The sequence below is a fragment of the Corynebacterium sp. 401_CJEI genome (assembly GCF_001076435.1).
In the GTDB taxonomy this organism is placed as follows: Bacteria; Actinomycetota; Actinomycetes; order Mycobacteriales; family Mycobacteriaceae; genus Corynebacterium; species Corynebacterium jeikeium_D.
The window spans coordinates 13551-32704 of the sequence record NZ_JVIP01000033.1 but is presented as its reverse complement, the minus strand read 5'-3'; the positions used below and the strand labels follow the sequence as shown (position 1 = coordinate 32704).

General features: G+C 59.3%; 19 protein-coding genes. All 19 read left to right on the top strand.

Annotated features, from left to right (window positions below):
* The 19 genes from pyrF to ADM64_RS07200 all read left to right on the top strand — a co-directional run bounded on the left by pyrF (position 1) and on the right by ADM64_RS07200 (position 19125).
* Positions 1-870, top strand: a complete 870-nt coding sequence (pyrF, locus tag ADM64_RS07290) for an orotidine-5'-phosphate decarboxylase (RefSeq protein ID WP_049193725.1) — start codon at positions 1-3, stop codon at positions 868-870.
* Between the two features lie 421 nt (positions 871-1291).
* Positions 1292-1618, top strand: a complete 327-nt coding sequence (mihF, locus tag ADM64_RS07285; protein ID WP_016422714.1) for an integration host factor, actinobacterial type — start codon at positions 1292-1294, stop codon at positions 1616-1618.
* A gap of 5 nt (positions 1619-1623) precedes the next feature.
* Positions 1624-2196, top strand: a complete 573-nt coding sequence (gene gmk / locus ADM64_RS07280) for a guanylate kinase (protein WP_016422715.1) — start codon at positions 1624-1626, stop codon at positions 2194-2196.
* Between the two features lie 117 nt (positions 2197-2313).
* The gene (rpoZ, locus tag ADM64_RS07275; protein ID WP_005510796.1) at positions 2314-2592 is read left to right on the top strand and encodes a DNA-directed RNA polymerase subunit omega; all 279 of its coding nucleotides are present in this window, start codon (positions 2314-2316) and stop codon (positions 2590-2592) included.
* Positions 2593-2619: 27 nt separating this feature from the next.
* Positions 2620-3900 carry a bifunctional phosphopantothenoylcysteine decarboxylase/phosphopantothenate--cysteine ligase CoaBC gene (gene coaBC, locus ADM64_RS07270; RefSeq protein WP_016422716.1) on the top strand — a complete coding sequence of 427 codons (1281 nt, stop codon included), beginning with the start codon at positions 2620-2622 and terminating at the stop codon, positions 3898-3900.
* Positions 3901-4018: 118 nt separating this feature from the next.
* Complete coding sequence (gene metK / locus ADM64_RS07265) at positions 4019-5236, top strand: methionine adenosyltransferase (protein ID WP_049193724.1); 1218 nt, start codon at positions 4019-4021, stop codon at positions 5234-5236.
* 49 nt (positions 5237-5285) lie between these two features.
* Positions 5286-7322 (top strand): primosomal protein N', encoded by a 2037-nt coding sequence (locus ADM64_RS07260; protein WP_049193723.1) that lies wholly within the window; start codon positions 5286-5288, stop codon positions 7320-7322.
* 60 nt (positions 7323-7382) lie between these two features.
* Positions 7383-7886: a peptide deformylase gene (gene def, locus ADM64_RS07255; RefSeq protein ID WP_016422719.1), complete on the top strand. Its 504-nt coding sequence runs from the start codon at positions 7383-7385 to the stop codon at positions 7884-7886.
* 94 nt (positions 7887-7980) lie between these two features.
* Positions 7981-8955 (top strand): methionyl-tRNA formyltransferase, encoded by a 975-nt coding sequence (gene fmt, locus ADM64_RS07250; RefSeq protein ID WP_016422720.1) that lies wholly within the window; start codon positions 7981-7983, stop codon positions 8953-8955.
* On the top strand, positions 8956-10413 hold the full coding sequence (locus tag ADM64_RS07245) for an RsmB/NOP family class I SAM-dependent RNA methyltransferase (RefSeq protein WP_016422721.1): 1458 nt from the start codon (positions 8956-8958) through the stop codon (positions 10411-10413).
* 11 nt (positions 10414-10424) lie between these two features.
* Complete coding sequence (gene rpe / locus ADM64_RS07240; RefSeq protein WP_016422722.1) at positions 10425-11093, top strand: ribulose-phosphate 3-epimerase; 669 nt, start codon at positions 10425-10427, stop codon at positions 11091-11093.
* 16 nt (positions 11094-11109) lie between these two features.
* The gene (gene ribD, locus ADM64_RS07235) at positions 11110-12162 is read left to right on the top strand and encodes a bifunctional diaminohydroxyphosphoribosylaminopyrimidine deaminase/5-amino-6-(5-phosphoribosylamino)uracil reductase RibD (RefSeq protein ID WP_016422723.1); all 1053 of its coding nucleotides are present in this window, start codon (positions 11110-11112) and stop codon (positions 12160-12162) included.
* A gap of 69 nt (positions 12163-12231) precedes the next feature.
* Positions 12232-12819: a riboflavin synthase gene (locus ADM64_RS07230; RefSeq protein WP_049193722.1), complete on the top strand. Its 588-nt coding sequence runs from the start codon at positions 12232-12234 to the stop codon at positions 12817-12819.
* 11 nt (positions 12820-12830) lie between these two features.
* Positions 12831-14093, top strand: a complete 1263-nt coding sequence (locus ADM64_RS07225) for a bifunctional 3,4-dihydroxy-2-butanone-4-phosphate synthase/GTP cyclohydrolase II (protein WP_016422725.1) — start codon at positions 12831-12833, stop codon at positions 14091-14093.
* Positions 14094-14576, top strand: a complete 483-nt coding sequence (ribH, locus tag ADM64_RS07220; protein WP_049193721.1) for a 6,7-dimethyl-8-ribityllumazine synthase — start codon at positions 14094-14096, stop codon at positions 14574-14576. It abuts the gene before it with no gap.
* A 2-nt stretch (positions 14577-14578) separates the two neighbouring features.
* Positions 14579-15073, top strand: a complete 495-nt coding sequence (locus ADM64_RS07215) for a PH domain-containing protein (protein ID WP_048731875.1) — start codon at positions 14579-14581, stop codon at positions 15071-15073.
* 29 nt (positions 15074-15102) lie between these two features.
* Positions 15103-17151, top strand: coding sequence for an excinuclease ABC subunit UvrC (uvrC, locus tag ADM64_RS07210; RefSeq protein WP_049193720.1), 2049 nt, complete (start codon positions 15103-15105; stop codon positions 17149-17151).
* A 112-nt stretch (positions 17152-17263) separates the two neighbouring features.
* The gene (gene rapZ / locus ADM64_RS07205; RefSeq protein ID WP_005510809.1) at positions 17264-18154 is read left to right on the top strand and encodes an RNase adapter RapZ; all 891 of its coding nucleotides are present in this window, start codon (positions 17264-17266) and stop codon (positions 18152-18154) included.
* Positions 18155-18177: 23 nt separating this feature from the next.
* Positions 18178-19125: a gluconeogenesis factor YvcK family protein gene (locus ADM64_RS07200; RefSeq protein ID WP_048731879.1), complete on the top strand. Its 948-nt coding sequence runs from the start codon at positions 18178-18180 to the stop codon at positions 19123-19125.
* Positions 19126-19154: the final 29 nt, after the last annotated feature.

The following is a 19154-nucleotide window of genomic DNA, read 5'->3' as shown; positions in this document are numbered from 1 at the left end:
ATGACCGCGAAAGCTGAAGGTTCCGCAGTGCGGACAGTCAAAGGTTTCGGCGATCGCCTCAGCGAGGTTGTCGCCGAGCGCGGTCGGCTCTGCGTGGGCATCGACCCGCACCCGGGGCTGCTGGATGCCTGGCAGTTGCCGCATTCGGCTGACGGTCTAGAGCGTTTTGCCGCCACATGCGTCGAGGCGTTCGGTGACATCGTTGCCGTCGTCAAGCCCCAGGTGGCGTTCTTCGAAGCCTACGGTTCCAAGGGCTTTGCCGTCCTGGAGCGGACGTTGGCGGATCTGAAGGACGCCGGTGCGCTGTCGATTGCAGATGCCAAGCGTGGCGATATCGGTTCGACGATGGCTGCATACGCTGATGCCTGGCTATCGGATGGCTCGCCGCTGGCAGCCGACGCTCTGACGGTTTCTCCGTACCTCGGGTTCGGTGCTCTTGATCCGGCGGTTTCGTTGGCGTTGGAGAACGGACGCGGCCTGTTCGTGTTGGCCGCAACGTCCAATCCGGAAGGTGCGTCCGTACAAAAGGCGACCGTTTCGGGTGAGAGTCTGGCTCAGACCATGGTCAACCAGGCAGCCGCTATTAATGCCCGCCAGATTGACGCTGGTGCAAAGGCGGGCAGCATCGGCGTTGTTGTTGGCGCAACGCTTGACGACGCCCCGGTGCTCAGTGACCTGCGCGGTCCCATTCTCATGCCCGGTGTGGGAGCTCAGGGTGGAACCCCGGCCGATGTAGATCGTCTGGCAGGGGAATCCAAGGGGCTTGCACTGCCAAATATTTCGCGTGCAATTCTCTCCGCTGGGCCTGATCCTGCTGCGCTGCGGCGCGCAACTATTGAAGCTGCGGCTCCGTTCCTATCCGAGAGTTAGCAGCGAATCGACGATTTGGCAGAGGCCCGCAGGGCGCACCTCATAGAACAGGTGCCCCTGCGGGCTTCTTCCGTACCTAGCTGCCGAGATTTTCCTAATGAGCCTCAGGTGGCGGCGGAGTAGGTATGGGCAAGTTACTGTGACGATTCCTGGGAGATTTCGTACAAAAACCGTGGTCAATTTCCATTCTCCTGGGCAAACGGTGCTACAATCGCCGGAGTTGGTTGACCACGACCGAAAGGTGGGGCGGATAAAGCCCTGGTATCATTTTTATCGACACCCCGTCAGCATTTGCCTCAACAACCGGTAAGTGCGGTACGGTCTCCAATCGTTAAGCACGGTGTCGTTGCCTGCCCTTGGTGGACGCGAGGCTCGTGCAAGTAAATAAGAAGCTAACCAATCTATTTTTACGGAGGAACACGTGGCCCTTCCGCAGTTGACCCCGGAGCAGCGTGCAGCAGCACTCGAGAAGGCAGCTCAGGCCCGCAAGGTACGCGCAGAGCTCAAGGACAAGCTGAAGCGTGGCGCTATCGACCTGCCAGAGGTTCTCAAGCAGGCTGACGAGAACGAGATCATCGGCAAGATGAAAGTCTCCGCTCTGCTCGAGGCTCTGCCGAAGGTCGGCAAGGTCAAGGCACAGGACATCATGAATGACCTGGAGATTGCTCAGACCCGCCGCCTGCGTGGCCTGGGTGACCGTCAGCGTCGCGCTCTGCTGGAGCGCTTCGGCTACGCAGTGGAGGACTAGTCGCAGTGGCCGGGAATGAAAACGGTCAGCTGGTAGTCCTTGCCGGCCCTGCCGGTGTGGGAAAATCCACTGTTGTCAGTCGGCTCCGTGCCGAGGTTCCCGGACTGTACTTCAGCGTTTCCATGACCACCCGCGCCGCACGGCCGGGTGAGGTCGATGGCCGCGACTATTTCTTCGTGACCCCGGAGAAGTTCCAACAGCATATTGATGCAGGAGAGATGCTCGAGTGGGCTGAAATCCACGGTGGTCTGCAGCGTTCTGGTACGCCGCGTGGCCCGGTGGATAAAGCTCTCGCCGAGGGACGTCCGGTACTCGTTGAGGTGGATCTGGCGGGAGCCCGCTCCATCCGTAAGGTAGCGCCGAATGCTCACCTGCTGTTCTTGGCTCCGCCAAGCTGGGAGATTCTCGTCAGCAGGCTCACTGGTCGTGGCACGGAAACCGAGGCGCAAGTCAAGCGTCGCCTGGAAACCGCGCGAGTGGAAATGGATGCTCAGCACGAATTCGATGAGGTTGTTGTCAACGACAATGTCGATGATGCTGTGGCGGCCATCGCTCGGGCGCTGACTACTGGCAAGTAACAGGGCGACTCCACATCATCGATAGTAGAAATCGTTTCCAAGCAATGGTGTTTCTATTGCTCCGACGGTTTCTATTGTCACCCCAGTAACTCACGTTCTATTGAGGAAAGATTTCTCGTGACCCAGGAAAATACCGCCACCGAGGCAGTGTTCGACCCGCCAATTGGTATTACCAATCCGCCGATCGATGAGCTGCTTGGTAAGGCTTCTTCGAAGTACGCTCTGGCTATCTTCGCTGCCAAGCGTGCACGCCAGATTAATGACTACTACCAGCAGATTGACGAAGGCATGCTGGAGTACGTTGGCCCGCTGGTTACTCCGGGGGTCGCTGAGAAGCCTCTGTCCATCGCTCTTCGTGAAATTAACGCTGGTCTGCTGGACCACACTGAGGGCTAGAGCATTTCCTTAAGGGGAGATATCTGTATGCATGCCGCCGGTAATGCTGACGTATCCGAATGTTTAAAGGTTGTCGTCGGGGTTGCCGGCGGCATCGCTGCATATAAGGCCGCACACGTTGTTCGTGGCTTCAAGGAACTCGGTCACGATGTTCGCGTCGTTCCCACCGAGTCCGCATTGAATTTTGTAGGTGCGGCTACTTTCGAGGCGCTGTCGGGGAACCCGGTGTCGACTACGGTTTTTGACGCAGTCGATGAAGTTCAGCATGTCCGCGTGGGGCAGGAGGCCGACCTCGTCGTCGTGGTTCCCGCGACTGCCGACTTTATGGCGCGTGCCGCACACGGGCGTGCCGACGACCTTCTCACCGCAACTTTGCTTGTGGCGACCTGCCCGGTGGTTCTGGCCCCTGCCATGCACACCGAGATGTGGAACCATCCAGCTACGCGGGATAATGTCGCGATTCTTCGTCGCCATGGCACTATTGTCCTCGATCCGGCCCATGGCCGTTTGACTGGTAAGGACACTGGTCCAGGTCGTCTGCCGGAGCCAGAGCAGATAGTTTCGCTGGCATTAGCGGCAGTCGAGAATCCGCGCCACTTCCGCCGCGACTTCGAGGGCGTGCGCTTCATGATTACTGCCGGTGGCACCCGTGAGGCTATCGACCCGGTACGTTTTATCGGCAACCACTCCTCAGGGCGTCAGGGCTTCGCGCTAGCTGAGATGGCAGCACAGCGTGGCGCTCAGGTCACTGTGGTGGCAGGACATACAGATCAGTTGCCGATACCGCTGGGCGCGAATGTTGTAAAGGTTGATTCCACTTTGGAGATGGCCAAGGCCGCCCACGAACACTCCAAGTTGGCCGATGTCTGCATTTTTGCCGCTGCCGTCGCCGACTTCCGTCCGGCATCGACCGCTGGGGCCAAGATGAAGAAGGGCGTCGCAGACGACGCTTTGAGCAACATCCAGCTTGTAGAAAACCCTGACATTCTGGCTACCACTGTGGAGCGTCGTAAAGCGGGCGAGATTCCGGCAACCACGACGATGGTGGGCTTTGCGGCTGAGACCGGCGACGAGACGACGACGCCACTCGAGCTTGCGAAGCAGAAAATTGTGCGCAAGGGCTGCGATTTGCTCATGTGTAACGACGTCTCAGGTGGGCAAACTTTCGGTGCGACGGACAATGTCGGATGGTTGTTGTCTCTCGATGGCGAGCAGTGGGACGTGCCGCGAGGCTCAAAGTTCTCGGTAGCCGGTTCGATTTTGGATGCAGTCTCCGAGCTGCGACAGGAACCTCAGCCAGCGGAGTAGCCGGTGCCTACTACGGCGACTGAACCGCTTGGTCTATAATTATCGAATCAAACGAAAACCCACGCCGCAGCGACACCGCAGGCGTGGGGAAATGATCTAGAAGAAAGTTGTACTGCTCGTGGCCTCTAATCTTCGGCTGTTTTCCAGTGAATCTGTTACCGAGGGGCACCCAGATAAGATTTGCGACTCGATTTCGGACTCCATCCTTGACGCTATGCTCGCGCAGGATTCTGCATCGATGGTCGCCGTTGAGACTGTGGTGACTACCGGTTTAGTCCATGTTGTTGGCGAAGTTCGCACGAAGAGCTACGTTGACATCCCCGGTATTGTCCGGAGTCGACTGAAGGAGATCGGTTTCGATTCTTCTGAAAAGGGCTTTGACGGCAAGACCTGCGGCGTCTCCGTTTCGATCGGTGAGCAGTCCTCAGATATTCACGACGGTGTGCACACTTCTCTGGAAGCACGCAGCTCTGATGGCGAAGTCGAAGCAGAAGATCTCAAGGGCGCTGGCGACCAGGGGCTGATGTTCGGCTACGCTACCAACGAAACTCCGGAGTACATGCCGCTACCGATTGCGCTGGCACACCGCCTGGCTCGCCGCTTGACGCAGGTACGCAAGGAAGGCATCGTCCCATCGCTTCGACCGGATGGTAAGACTCAGGTCACCTTCGCTTACGACGAAGACAATAACCCGGTGTACTTGGACACTGTTGTGGTGTCCACGCAGCACGACCCGGATGTGACCCAGGAGTGGATTACCGAGCAGATTAAGACTCACGTAGTCGATTGGGTGCTCGACGACGCTAACTTGCGCGAGCGCTTTGTTACCGATGAATCGAAGCTGCTGGTCAACCCGTCTGGCCAATTTATTATCGGTGGGCCGATGGGCGATGCCGGCCTGACCGGCCGCAAGATTATCGTCGACACCTACGGCGGTATGGCTCGCCACGGTGGCGGCGCATTCTCGGGTAAGGACCCGTCAAAGGTGGACCGCTCCGGCGCTTATGCCACCCGTTGGGTTGCGAAGAATGCCGTGGCTGCGGGTCTGGCTGACCGCCTGGAGATTCAGGTCGCCTACGCTATCGGCCGCGCTCGCCCGGTAGGCCTTTACGTCGACTCTTTCGGCACCGGTCACGTTTCAAACGACGCCATCCGCGAGGCTATCAACAAGGTCTTCGACCTTCGTCCGGCCGCTATTATTCGTGACCTGGACTTGCTGCGCCCGATTTATGCGCAGACCTCCACCTACGGTCACTTCGGCCGAACTGACTTGGACCTGCCGTGGGAGCAACTCAACCGTGTTGAAGAGCTCCGCGCAGCCGCTGGCCTGGGATAAACACCACCCGCCAGCATGACCCTGGGGTGGGGAAGTAGAGTAAGACTCTATGACCGACGCCCCCTTCGCACCCGCCGCCGCAGCTGAGAAGCTGCCAGTCGCGCGGGTGCTTCCACTTTTGGGGCTGCCGCAGTTGGATCGCCCCTTCGATTACCTGGTTCCGCGCGCGCTAGCGGAGGAAGCGGTTGTCGGTTGCCGGGTGCGGATTCGATTCCACGGCCAATTGGTCAATGCGCTGGTGCTGGAGCGCTGTGCCACGCCCACTCACGACGGCAAACTGTCCTATCTCAAGGATGTCATCAGCACTGAGGTTGTCTATCCGCCACAGCTTCGACGGTTGGTGGATTCTCTGGCGGAGTATTACGGCGCAACACGCTCAAACATCATTCGCTCCGCCATCCCAACCCGCCATGCACGGGCCGAACGTGCCCGCAAGGAGAACATGCCCCCGACGTGGGAGGAATTGGGAAAGCTTGCCACCGAGGATCCGGATCTTTCCGCTTGGGGCAACTATGTCTTCGGCGAATCCTTTGTCGATTCCGTCCGCAAGGGCGCCCCGGCACGCGCAGCGTGGCAGCCAGTTCCAGGGGAACAGGTGGCAGCCATGCTCGCCGCGCTCAGCGTTTCGGTCGCCCGCGATGGTGGCGGTGTTCTCATCATTGTGCCGGACGCACGCATGCAGGCGCGCTTCGAGAGCGCTTTTCGCGAGCTCATTTCTGCCCGTCAGCTCACTCTTCTCGGGGCTGGTCTCGGGCCCGAGTCCCGCTATCGCCGGTACCTGGATATCCTGCACGGCCAGGGGCGCATAGTCGTCGGCACGCGTTCGGCAGCGTACGCCCCAGTGCAGAATCTGCGTTTAGCAGTGATTGTCGATGATGGCGATGACAACCTCGTAGACCCCCGCGCACCCTACGTCCACTCTCGCGAGGTGCTGGTCACGCGAAGTGCGCAGGAGGGATGCGCTCTTATTTTTGCATCGTATAGCCGTACAGCAGAGGTGCAGCTGCTGGTCTCCTCAGGTTGGGCGCACAATCTGGTTGCAGGCGCCGACGCCCTGGCTGAATCCATGCCGGAGATGATTGCCTCCACGGACACTTCCGAAGACCCGGATGACGTCAGTAGGGGACGCCTTCCTGCCATCGCTTTTCGACGGGCAAAAGCCGCGCTGCGCGAAGAGCTTCCGATTCTGGTCCAGGTACCCCGCAAGGGATATGTACCGACATTGTCGTGTCGTTCCTGTGGTGCTCCTGCGCGCTGTCGCTGGTGTAACGGTCCACTGGGAATTCCACCGTCCGATAACCCGGACGATCCGGCGCCGCCGACCTGTCGGTGGTGTGGCCGCATCGACATCCACCACCGTTGCCATAGCTGCGGTTCCACCAAGATTCGGCCAGTCGTGGTCGGCAGTGAACGTACGGCGGAAGAGTTTGGTCGTATTTTCAGTCCATTCCCAGTCGCCGCTTCCTCTGGCGAACGGATTGTTGACGACATTCCCGAAGGCCCGAGGGTCGTGGTGGCCACGCCGGGAGCCGAGCCTTATGCGCCGGAGGGCTACGGAGCAGTGATGCTGCTGGACACTTGGGCGATGCTCGGCCGGCAGGACTTGCGCGCTCATGAAGAGGCCTATGCGCATTGGTCTCGAGCTGTCACGCTTGCGCGCCCGCGGGAGCGAGGAGGGGCAGTGGTTATCGATGCGGATGCTGCAGTCCCGACTGTGGCCGATCTTCTGGCATGGGACGCGGTAGGCGCTGCGAACAGGGAATTGGCCGACCGTACAGCCGCCGCTCTGCCTCCGGCCTTTCACGTGGCAGCGGTGGACGGGACTGAAGAGGGCCTGCGTAACTTCATGGAGTCCCTGGAGGTTCCATCGGGCGCGGAAATCCTGGGGCCGGTAGACCTTCCCCGCAACGCCAGACCACCAGCAGGCGTGGAACCGGGTACACCTATTCAGCGGATGTTGGTGCGCTGTGACCGTCGGCAAGCACGGGCGGTGGGAGCGGCGTTGAAGGCAGCACAGGTCGTTCGAGCGACCAGGAAGGACCCGACGCCGGTGCGCGTTGTCGTCGATCCGATTAATTTCGGCTAGCTGCTAAAATGAGCGCGTTATCGCTTGATTCACACCAGTTTTCTTGGAGGCTCTAAGTTCATGGCAGTTCGTGAGGTACGTCTTTTCGGCGATCCGGTGTTGCTGTCCAAGGCGGATACCGTCACTGATTTCGACGCGACGCTGTCGCACCTGATTGATGACATGTTCGACACGATGGACGAGCAACAGGGCGTCGGGCTCGCGGCAAACCAGGTCGGCGTGCTGCAGCGCGTTTTCGTCTACGACTGCAACGGCACCCGCGGGCACATCGTCAATCCGGAATGGGAAGCCATCGGCGACGAGACTGTCCACGAAATCGAAGGATGCCTATCTATCCCGGGTATTAATGGACCCGTGACTCGACACGCACGTGTGCGCGTTACTGGCCAGGATCGCCACGGCACACCGGTGAGCTTCGAAGCTGATGATTTGCTGGCTCGCTGTGTGCAGCATGAAAGCGACCACCTGGATGGTGTGCTGTTTTTGAAGCGTCTCGAGGGCGACGAGCGCAAGACCGCGATGCGTTCTCTGCGTGAGCAGGACTGGTTCCTCAACCGCGGTTAACTCACCTGCGCCTAGACCCCTGGGTGTGGCGCCCCGAGTTTCATCACTAGATTAACTAGAACAACTAGGTCCACCAGGAAGGAATCCACTTACTGTGCGCCTGATTTTTGCCGGAACCCCGGAACCTGCTGTCGTTGCACTGAAGAAGTTGCTCGAAGACTCCCGTCATGAAATCGTCGCTGTTCTCACTCGCCCCGATGCCCGCCGTGGCCGCGGTAAGTCGCTTTCGCCCTCGCCGGTGAAGGCTCTGGCCTTGGAACACGACATTCCCGTGCTCACCCCGACGACCCTGCGCGATGAAGAGATCCAGCAGCAGATCCGCGAATTAAACGCCGACTGCATCCCGGTGGTCGCCTACGGCAATCTCGTGCCGGAGGAATTGCTCGATGTACCGACGCACGGCTGGGTCAATCTGCATTTCTCACTGCTTCCTGCTTGGCGAGGTGCCGCGCCGGTGCAGGCAGCTATCGCTGCCGGCGATGAAGTCACGGGTGCCAGTACTTTCCGGATTGAAAAGGGTCTGGATACCGGACCAGTTTTCGGTACCGTCACCGAAGCGATTCGCCCGACCGATAATGCCGACGACCTTTTGACCCGCCTGGCATACTCCGGCGCGGATCTTCTAGCCGCCACCATGGACGGCATCGAAGCCGGTGCGTTGCGTCCGACCGCTCAGCCAGAACAGGATGTCAGCTACGCCGCTAAGTTCGGGCCGGAGGATGCCCGAATCGTTTGGACTCAGCCGCGACATCTTCTTGACCGCCGCGCTCGTGCATTCACGCCTGCCCCAGGTGCGTGGACAACTCTCGACGGCGCACGTTTGAAGGTCGGAGAGCTCACCCCGCTTTCCGACGAGGACAGCGCCGCGGTCGACGAGGTGCGAAAGGCAGCTGCTCCGGAGGCGGCAGCCGCCACACCGGGTGAGTTGGTAGTGGAGAAGCACCGAGTATCTGTGCGTTGTGCCGATGGCTATGTGCAGCTGGTGAAGGTGCAGCCACAGGGTAAGAAGATGATGGATGCGTCCGACTGGGCGCGAGGTAGCCAACCCGGCGGAAAGGTCTGCGAGTAAATGGGCAACGACAAACCCCGCCACACCGGTGGCGGACGGCAGCGCGGCAACCGCAGCGGACAGAACCGCAATGACCGCAACCGTAACCGTGACAACAGAGGTGGGGACAATCGCGGTGGCATTGACCAACCGCGCAAGGTCGCACTGAAGGTACTAGCCGACGTTCGCGAGAATGATGCTTACGCGAACCTGCTGCTGCCCAGGTTGCTGAAGGCACACAAGCTCAAGGGTCGGGATGCTGCTTTTGCAACTGAGCTGACGTACGGCACACTGCGGGCGGAAGGCCTGTTGGATGCCGTGATTGAGGCATCGTCGTCACGCCCGTTAAACGATATTGCTGGACCGGTGATGGATGTGTTGCGCCTGGGCACGTACCAGCTGCTGCGTACGCGCGTCGATGCCTACGCGGCGGTCGATACCTCGGTGCGGGCGGTGGCGAAGGTAGCGGGACCTGGTGCGCGCGGCTTTGTCAATGCCATTTTGAGGAAAGTTTCCTCGAAGACCGAAGGCGAATGGGTGGCTGAGGTCGCGCCGGATCCTGCGACCGATCCGATTAGCTACGTAGCGATGAAGCATGCCCACCCGCGCTGGATTGCGATGGAGTTTGCCCGCGCACTCGGTGCACAAGCCGGTGAGCTGCAGCAGGCACTCGCTGCCGACGATGCGCGCCCGTTGGTGCACTTGGTCGCTCGTCCGGGCGAGATTACTGCTGAGGAATTGGCACTGATCACCGGCGGTGAAGAGGGACCGTGGTCGCCGTACTGCGTGCGCTTGGATTCCGGTGCCCCAGGAGAATTGGAGCCGGTCCGACAGGGCTTGGCTGCGGTGCAGGACGAGGGTTCTCAGCTCATTGCGCGTGCCGTCACCATGGCACCCGTTGCCGGTGAAGACAGCGGCCGCTGGTTAGATTTGTGTTCCGGCCCCGGTGGTAAGTCAGCTTTCATCGGCGGCATCGCAGCTATTGAGGGCGCGAAGCTCGACGCTGTTGAGGTATCTGCGACTCGCGCAGAACTGGTGAAGAAGGCCACGGCCGGGCTGCCAGTGACTGTAACCGTTGCGGATGGTCGCGATACCGGGCTGGAGGCAGGCTTTGACCGCATTTTGGTAGACGCGCCGTGCTCTGGTTTGGGCTCGCTTCGCCGTCGCCCGGAAGCGCGCTGGCGGAAGTCGCCGTCCGATCTGAACTCCTTGACTGCGCTGCAGTTTGAACTGCTCAGTGAAGCTGTGCGTCTGGCACGGCCGGGTGGCATCATCGTCTATTCCACGTGTTCTCCGCATCTGCGGGAAACCAGGGGCATTGTCGATAGGGCAGTGACGGAATTGCCGGTGACGGAGCTGAATGCACACGAGTTGGTAGCGCCGATGACTGATGTCGGACCGTATCCATCTGTGCAGATGTGGCCACACCGCCACGGTACCGATGCGATGTTCTTCTCAGTTTTGCGCAAGAACGACTAGGCTCAGAGGTTATGAGCGCACCAATTATTGCCCCGTCCATTCTCGCTGCTGACTTCGCTCGCCTCGACCGCGAGGTTGAGGCTGTAGCCAATGCAGATTGGCTGCATATCGACGTCATGGATGGCCACTTCGTTCCCAACCTGTCCTTCGGCGCTCCGGTGCTGGAGGCCGTAGCTGCGGTGACGGACAAGTACTTGGATGTCCATCTCATGATTGAGAACCCGGAGAAGTGGGTCGACACCTACATTAAGGCGGGGGCGAGCTCCGTTATTTTCCATGTGGAAGCCGTCGACGATGCCATCGCACTGGCACGCCACATTCGTTCCCAGGGCGTGAAGGCCGGGTTCTCGCTGCGCCCGGGTACCCCAATTGAGCCGTGGCTGGATCACCTCGCCGAATTCGACGAGGTGCTGGTCATGAGTGTCGAACCCGGTTTCGGGGGCCAGTCCTTTATGCCGGATCAGCTAACCAAGGTCGAGAAGCTGCGTCAGCGCATTGATGCCGAAGGTCTGGATACTCTGATCGAGATTGACGGTGGTATCTCCGCCAAGACCATCGAATCCGCTGCCGCCGCCGGTTGCGACGCCTTCGTTGCAGGGTCGGCCGTTTTCGGCGCTGATGATCGTGCGGCGGCTGTCGATGAGCTGCGCGCATTGGCCACTACTGCTGCAACTAAGTAGACGGCGGTGAAGCACGGTGGCACAGTTTCCGGATCTCGTCTCCGCACAGCCGCTGACTGACGCTCAAGCTATGGCATTGGCCATAGAAGCCGGCCAGCGAGTTCGGGGCACCACCTATCCCAATCCACCGATTGGTTGCGTCATCCTCGATACCGCAGGGATTGCGGTAGGAGTGGCCGGAACTGAGCCGGTAGGTGGCCGACACGCAGAGCCACAAGCATTAGAAATGGCGGGGGCACGAGCTCAGGGCGGTACTGCAGTGGTCACACTAGAGCCGTGCAATCATATCGGCCGTACACCACCGTGCACCGAGGCACTTGCGGCAGCCGGAGTTTCCCGCGTCATATTTGCGGTCGCCGATCCTAATCCCGTGGCCGCTGGCGGCAGCGAGTGGTTGCGATACAAGGGAATCGACGTGGTCGAGGAGTTCCAACGCAATCGTGTGGCGGATGGCTATCTGCGTCCATGGTTACACTGGCAGCGCACTCGGCGCCCACACATCACGCTGAAGACGGCGGGCACGCTGGATGGTTTCGCCGCCGCTACCGACCGCACCTCGCAGTGGATTACGGGGGAGCAGGCGCGGGCACGGGTACATATCGATCGTGCACGTCGGCAAGCGATTGTCGTCGGAACGGGAACAGTGCTCGCTGACAATCCGCGATTGACCGCGCGCACACCAGACGGCGAGGAGCTGTCAACGCAACCCCTGCGCATCGCGATCGGCACCTCGGAGGTCGCCGCCGATGCGAATATCCGCGGCGATAACTTCCGCCACATTCGCACTCACGATGTGGAAGTGGCGCTGGAGACAATGGCGGATATGGGACTTATTGACGTGCTGGTAGAAGGCGGCCCACGGCTCGCCAGCGCTTTCTTAGAAGCCGATGCTGTCGACGCGATTGAGTCTTACATTGCCCCGGCGTTTCTCGGAGCTGGTCTGCCGGTGACATCGGCCAACCATGAGACCACCATCACTGACATCTCGCGCTTTCGTACCGTCGCGGTCGAGACTCTGGGAGATGACATTTTGATTACGGCTCTCCGCAGTGGCAAAGATCGCGGGTAGACCGGCTAGAGTTAATTTTGTAAAAATCTTTCAATTTATAACAAACGGTAAAGGATTTTCCTGACCACTATGTTTACGGGAATTGTTGAGGAACTCGGCGAAATTCGCGAAATCCACCGCGAAGCCGATTCCATTACTCTGACCATTCGCGCGACCACCGTGCTTGACGACGTGCACCACGGTGATTCCATTGCTGTCAATGGCGTTTGTTTGACCGTCGTGGAGTTTGGCGATGATTTCTTTACCGCTGATCTCATGCAAGAGACTCTGGTTAGGTCGAGCCTCGGCCAGGTTGAGGTCGGCTCCAAGGTCAACCTCGAACGTGCAACCGCAGTCGGTCAACGCCTCGGCGGCCATATCGTGCAGGGACATGTCGATGGCACCGGCGAGGTTATTTCGCGCACGCCAGGGGAGCGCTGGGAAGTAGTGCGGATTTCGCTGCCGGAGCATCTCTCCAAGTATGTCGTGGAAAAGGGCTCAATTGCCGTGGATGGTACTTCGTTGACCGTCTCTGCAGTAGGCGAGGGGTTCTTTGAGGTCAGCCTGATACCGACGACGCTGACGGACTCCGTTATTGGTTCGACCGCGGTAGGCGCCAAGGTCAATTTGGAAGTCGATGTGCTAGCCAAGTACGTCGAGAAAATGTTGGAAAGATAAGCTACAAGACTGTGATTAAGTTCGATTCTGTAGAGCGGGCCATTGCGGACATCGCAGCCGGTAAGGCCGTGGTCGTCGTCGACGATGAAGATCGTGAGAACGAGGGCGACATCATCTTCGCCGCCGAGAAGGCAACGCCTGAACTTGTTGCCTTTATGGTTCGCTATTCCTCTGGTTACATCTGCGCGCCGCTGACCGCCGAGGACTGCGAGCGTCTGAATCTGCCACCGATGGTGTCAGAGAATGAGGATGCCCGCGGTACCGCATACACAGTGACCGTGGATGCCAACACCGGTACGACCGGTATTTCCGCCACAGATCGTGCGAACACCATTCGTACTCTCGCTGACCCCACGTCGAGCCCGCACGATTTCACCCGACCAGGACACGTGGTCCCGTTGCGAGCTCGCGATGGTGGCGTCCTAGTCCGTGCCGGCCACACCGAGGCTGCGGTCGATCTCGCCCGCCTGGCAGGGCTTCGTCCTGCCGGCGTGCTGTGTGAGGTTGTCTCCGAGGAAGACCCGACCGGTATGGCGCGCGCGGAGGAACTGCGTCGCTTCTGCGACAAGCACGATTTAGCGCTGATCTCCATTGAGCAGCTGATCGAATACCGTCGCCACAACGAGCACTTGATTGAACGCGTTGTCGAAACCAAGCTGCCGACCGACTACGGCGAGTTCCGTGCCATTGGGTACCGGAGCCTTATCGACGGTGTCGAGCATGTCGCTCTCGTTGTGGGGGATGTGTCTTCCAACGATGGTCAGGACGTCCTCGTGCGTGTGCACTCCGAATGCCTCACCGGCGACGCACTGGGATCTCGCCGCTGCGACTGCGGTCAGCAGCTGCACAACTCCATGCGCATGGTTCACGAAGCGGGGCGTGGCGTCATCCTCTACATGCGCGGTCACGAAGGCCGAGGCATTGGTTTGATGCCGAAGCTGCAGGCCTACCATCTGCAAGATGAAGGCGCTGACACCGTTGATGCCAATCTCGCGCTCGGTTTGCCGTCGGATGCCCGTGAGTACGGCACTGGTGCACAGATCCTGCAGGATCTTGGAGTCACCACTATGGCGCTGCTGACGAACAATCCGACCAAGCGTGCCGGCCTAGGTGGTTATGGACTGGAGATGAGCCGCCGGGTACCGGTGCCAGTTGAGGTCAACGAGGATAACTTGAAATACTTGTTGACAAAGCGCGAACGCATGGGCCATGAGCTCCCTTGGTTGGATGAGTACATGGAGACCCACGGCATTTCGACAGAAGGAGCACAGTAGATGAGTGGCGCAGGTCTTCCTGAAATTTCCGTTCCCGATTCCACTGGTGTGACCGTCGGTCTGGTCACCTCTCACTGGAACGAGGAGATTACTGGACAGCTTCGTCGTGAAGCGCTGGCCCAGGCCGAGGAGGTCGGCGCTGTAGTTACGGATGTGACTGTCGTCGGTGCTCTGGAGATTCCGGTTGTGGTGCAACAGCTCGCCCGAACTCACGACGCCGTGGTGGCGCTGGGGTGCGTTATCCGCGGTGGTACGCCGCACTTCGACTATGTCTGCGACTCGGTGACTGAGGGCCTGACGCGGATCGCACTGGACTGTGAAACGCCAGTTGGCAATGGTGTGCTGACCTGCAACACTGAACAGCAGGCAATTGATCGTGCCGGCGGTAAGGGCGCCGCGGAGAATAAAGGTCGCGAGGCCATGGCCGCAGCGCTGCACACCGTCGCAGTGTTGAAGTCCCTTCGTGAAGGTGGAGCTGAGTAAGAATGGGTAACTCCGAACGCCACAGCAATTCGACTGCCGTCGACACCGGTAGCGAAGACAAATGGCTGTTGGAAATCACCTCGCAAAAGCTGCGTCTGTGGGCGATTATCGCTGCAGTTGTGGTTTTCGCTATCCATATCTTCATGGGTATCGTGGTGGACTTTGGTAACACCGGAGCTTCGGTGACCGCTATCGACCAGCTGGCTTTCCCAATGATTGGTTTGATCATCGCCGGGGTAATCCTGCTGCTGACTCGGGCTCGCGTTCGCGTAAATGCCAGGGGTGTGGAAGTCCGCAATCTACTCAATGCGAAGTTTTACCCGTGGGTCGATATTTACGGCCTGAGTTTTCCAAAGAAGTCCCGCTGGGCTCGCTTGGAGCTGCCTGACTTTGAGTTTGTGCCGATGCTCGCGATCCAGTCGGCCGACGGCAGCCGCGTCGTGGAAGACATCCGCCGGTTCCGTGAACTTGAAGACAAGTTCATGCCGGAGGACTAACCCAAGGACACGTTTTAAGGACACCGTAAGTGACTGACCCTTCTCAGTACCGTCCCGCCCCCGGCACCATTCCCACGGAGCCGGGGGTGTACCGTTTTCTCGATTCAACCGGGCGCGTTCTCTACGTCGGCAAGGCGAAGAATCTCCGTGCGCGTTTGTCTAACTATTTCCAGGACTTAACTCGGCTTCATCCCCGCACCCGCCAGATGGTGCAGTCCGCTTCGAAGGTGACGTGGACTGTCGTCCACAATGAAGTCGAAGCGCTGCAGTTGGAGTACACCTGGATCAAGCGCTTTAATCCGCGGTTCAACGTGATGTACCGCGATGACAAGTCGTATCCGATGTTGGCCGTCAGCGTTGGAGAGCTGTACCCGCGGCTCTTTCTCTACCGAGGACCGCGCCGGAAGGGCGTGCGTTATTTCGGGCCTTATTCACACGCGTGGGCTATCCGAGAAACGCTCGACTTGCTTACACGAGTTTTCCCAGCCCGCACCTGTTCAAAGGGAGTCTTCAACCGGCAGCAAGCCCTGGGGCGGCCCTGTTTGCTCGGCTATATCGACAAATGCTCGGCGCCTTGTGTCGGCCGTGTCAGTGCCGAGGAACACCGCGAAATTGTCCGTGGTTTTACCAGCTTCATGTCGGGAAATACGGGCCCGGTCACCAGGCGCTTGAAGAAGGAAATGGAGGAAGCTGCCGGCGAGTTAGACTTCGAGCGCGCCGCTAGTCTGCGCGACAACCTCGCTGCCATCGACAAGGTCATGGAGCGGCAGTCAGTCGTGCTTTCCGACGCCGCTGATGCCGACTTTATTGCGCTAGCAACCGACGAACTGGAAGCGGCCGTGCAGATTTTCCATGTTCGGGCGGGACGTATTTACGGTCAGCGCGGCTGGGTAGTGGAGAAGTCCGGCGAATACGCGACTACGGAGTTTCGAGAGGGAGAGACCGACCCCAGCTTGGGTGGGCTGCTAACGCAGTTCCTGACACAGTTCTATGGCGACGCCGCCAAGCACGCGGATGTCGACGGCGATGAATCAACCACTGCCGCCCAGGTTGTGCCACGCGAAATTCTCGTTCAGGCCACGCCCGACGATCTTGACGAGGTTACTGCATTTTTGGCCGATATTCGTGGCACCAATGTAGATATTCGCGTCCCACAACGCGGTGACAAGCGGACGCTCATGGAGACCGTGCAGAAAAATGCAGCTGAAGCGCTACGCCAGCACAAGCTAAAGCGAAGTGGAGATCTAACTACTCGATCGCAGGCTCTCTCCGAACTCCAGGACGCGCTATTTATGGATGAAGCGCCGCTGCGCATCGAGTGCACTGACATCTCGCATATTCAGGGCACCGATGTGGTGGCCTCGTTGGTGGTCTTCGAGGATGGATTGCCCAAGAAGTCCGACTACCGCCGCTACCGAATCAAAGATGCAGCGGGTGACGGTCGCTCGGACGACGTCGGTTCTATCGCTGAGGTGGTGCGCCGTCGTTTTCTGCGCCATAACGAGGACAAGCTCGCCATGCCCGATGATGCAAGCGAGATGTTCGTCGAAGAGACGACTGATGCCGTCGATGAGCAGTCGCGGAGTAACCGCAAGTTTGCCTACCCGCCACAGTTGTTCATCGTCGACGGTGGTGCACCGCAGGTCGCAGCCGCACAGGCGGTCCTCGATGAACTCGAGGTCACCGATGTGACGTTGGTGGGAATTGCCAAGCGCTTAGAAGAGCTGTGGATTCCCGACGATGATGAGCCGCTCATTCTGCCGCGTAATTCGGAAGCGATGTACCTAATCCAGCGAATTCGTGATGAGGCGCACCGCTTTGCCATTAATTATCACCGTCAGCAGCGATCTAAACGCATGCGCTCGTCGGTGCTTGATGGCATTAAGGGGCTGGGGCCAGCACGCCGCAGTGAGTTGGTCAAGCACTTTGGTTCCGTTGCGGCGCTGAAGAAGGCCAGCGTCGAGCAGATCGAAGAAGTGGCTGGTTTCGGGCCGATGCTCGCGAAAACTGTTTACGATTACCTCCATCCAGACGAGAAGTCGTCAGAGCCAAACTCGGATGTCGGTCCGGGAGAGTAGGCGTAGAAGTAGGTAAACAAGTGGCTAAAACCGCACTTGAAACAGTGCTAGGGGGTTTACTTCCGCTAGTAAAACCGAGAGCGGTTGGGCGGAATTGTATTAGAGTGATGGCATGATTACTTCGGGTTATTCCCCTCAGGCTGAAAAGTCACTTGTGTTGATTACCGGCATGTCCGGTTCCGGACGCAATACGGCCGCCAGCGTCTTGGAGGAGATGGGCTGGTATGTCGCAGACAACCTGCCCCCGGAGTTGATTATGCGCATGGTCGAGTTGTCGTTTGAAGCGGACTCTCCAGTAGAGCGCCTCGCTATCGTCACCGACGTGCGCTCGCGCGCGTTCGCCGGCAGTTTGGGGGAGGTGCTCGACGGACTCCGCAATGAGGGGCGCCAGCCCTATGTCATCTTCTTTGATGCCAACGACGACACCCTCATCGCCCGCTACGACTCTGTCCGCCGCACCCATCCGCTGCAGGAAAATGGCACGCTTTCACAGGGTATTGCCGCTGAACGTCAGATGTTGCTGCCAATAAAGGGCATGTCGGATTTAGTAGTGGATACCTCTGACATGAGCGTGCACGATTTGCGCCGTGAGTTAGAGCATCAGTTGTCGGATACCGCTAGCAAGATTCAGCAGATCACCATCGAATCATTTGGGTTTAAGCACGGTGCGCCGCGCGATGCCGACATGCTTTTCGACGTCCGTTTTCTCCCCAATCCCTATTGGGTACCTGAGCTGCGTGCGGGCCGCGGTACCAACAAAGCCGTGGCCGACTACGTGCTGTCCCAACCTGAGTCTCAGGGGTTTTTGGACAACGTCACAAACTTGATTGAATTGGTTTTGCCCGGGTACCGCCGTGAGGGCAAGGGTTTTATGACTATCGCTGTGGGATGCACCGGAGGCCATCACCGAAGTGTGGCCATGTCGGAGGCGCTGGCTAAGAAGCTCGAGGGAGTTTCCGGGATCAACGTCAACGTCGTCCACCGCGATATTGACCGCAACTAGCGGTTTTAGTGGAGGTGTAGAAATTGACATCAATTACCAGTCTGGGTGGCGGTCATGGTCTATTTGCCACGCTGAGAGCTGACCGTCAGGTTGCGGACCATGTCACAGCGGTGGTCACAGTTGCCGACGACGGCGGATCCTCGGGTCGCCTTCGTCGTGAGCTGGGGCAGATTCCCCCTGGAGACCTTCGCATGGCACTCGCCGCGCTTTCCGCAGATACGGAAAAAGGCGATCTGTGGGAAAAGACACTGCAGCACCGCTTTGGCGGAACTGGCGCACTGGCAGGGCATGCGATTGGCAATCTGATTATCGCTGGCCTCACCAGTGTGATGGGAAATGAAGTCGACGCGCTTGACGAAATTGGCCGGTTGCTGCAAATCCGGGGTCGAGTCGTGCCCATGTCGCCGATCCCGCTAGAGATTGAGGCCGAAGTCGTTGGCTTGGAGCAGGATGCTCGCGTTGTGCGCCAGGTCCGTGGCCAGGTCGCAGTGGCCACGACACCTGGCCAGGTGCGCCGAATCCGGCTGATTCCTGAGACTCCGCCGGCATCCGAGGAGGCCATTGAAGCTATCCTCAATGCCGATTTGGTGACGCTGGGTCCGGGTTCGTGGTTTACTTCGGTTCTGCCACATCTTCAGGTGCCCGGGCTGCGGGATGCTCTGCAAGAAACCAATGCCACAACCGTCGTGGTGCTGAATCTTGTCGCCGAGCCGGGGGAGACCGCCGGTTTTTCTTCCGAACGGCACATCCATATGCTCACGCAGCATGCACCTAACTTGAAGCTCAATTACGTGCTTGTCGACGACAACACGCCGCTCGCGGATACCGAACGAGAATACCTGCAGCGAGCGGCGGATAGCCTAGACGCGCAGGTTGTCTTCGCCGATGTGCAAGAAGTTGATGACCACGGAGCTCTGACGGGTCGGCATTCGCCGGAGAAACTAGCTGTCGCACTTCGTCAGTTCCTCTAAAGCGTCCGGCCAGTCGAGGGTTTTAATGC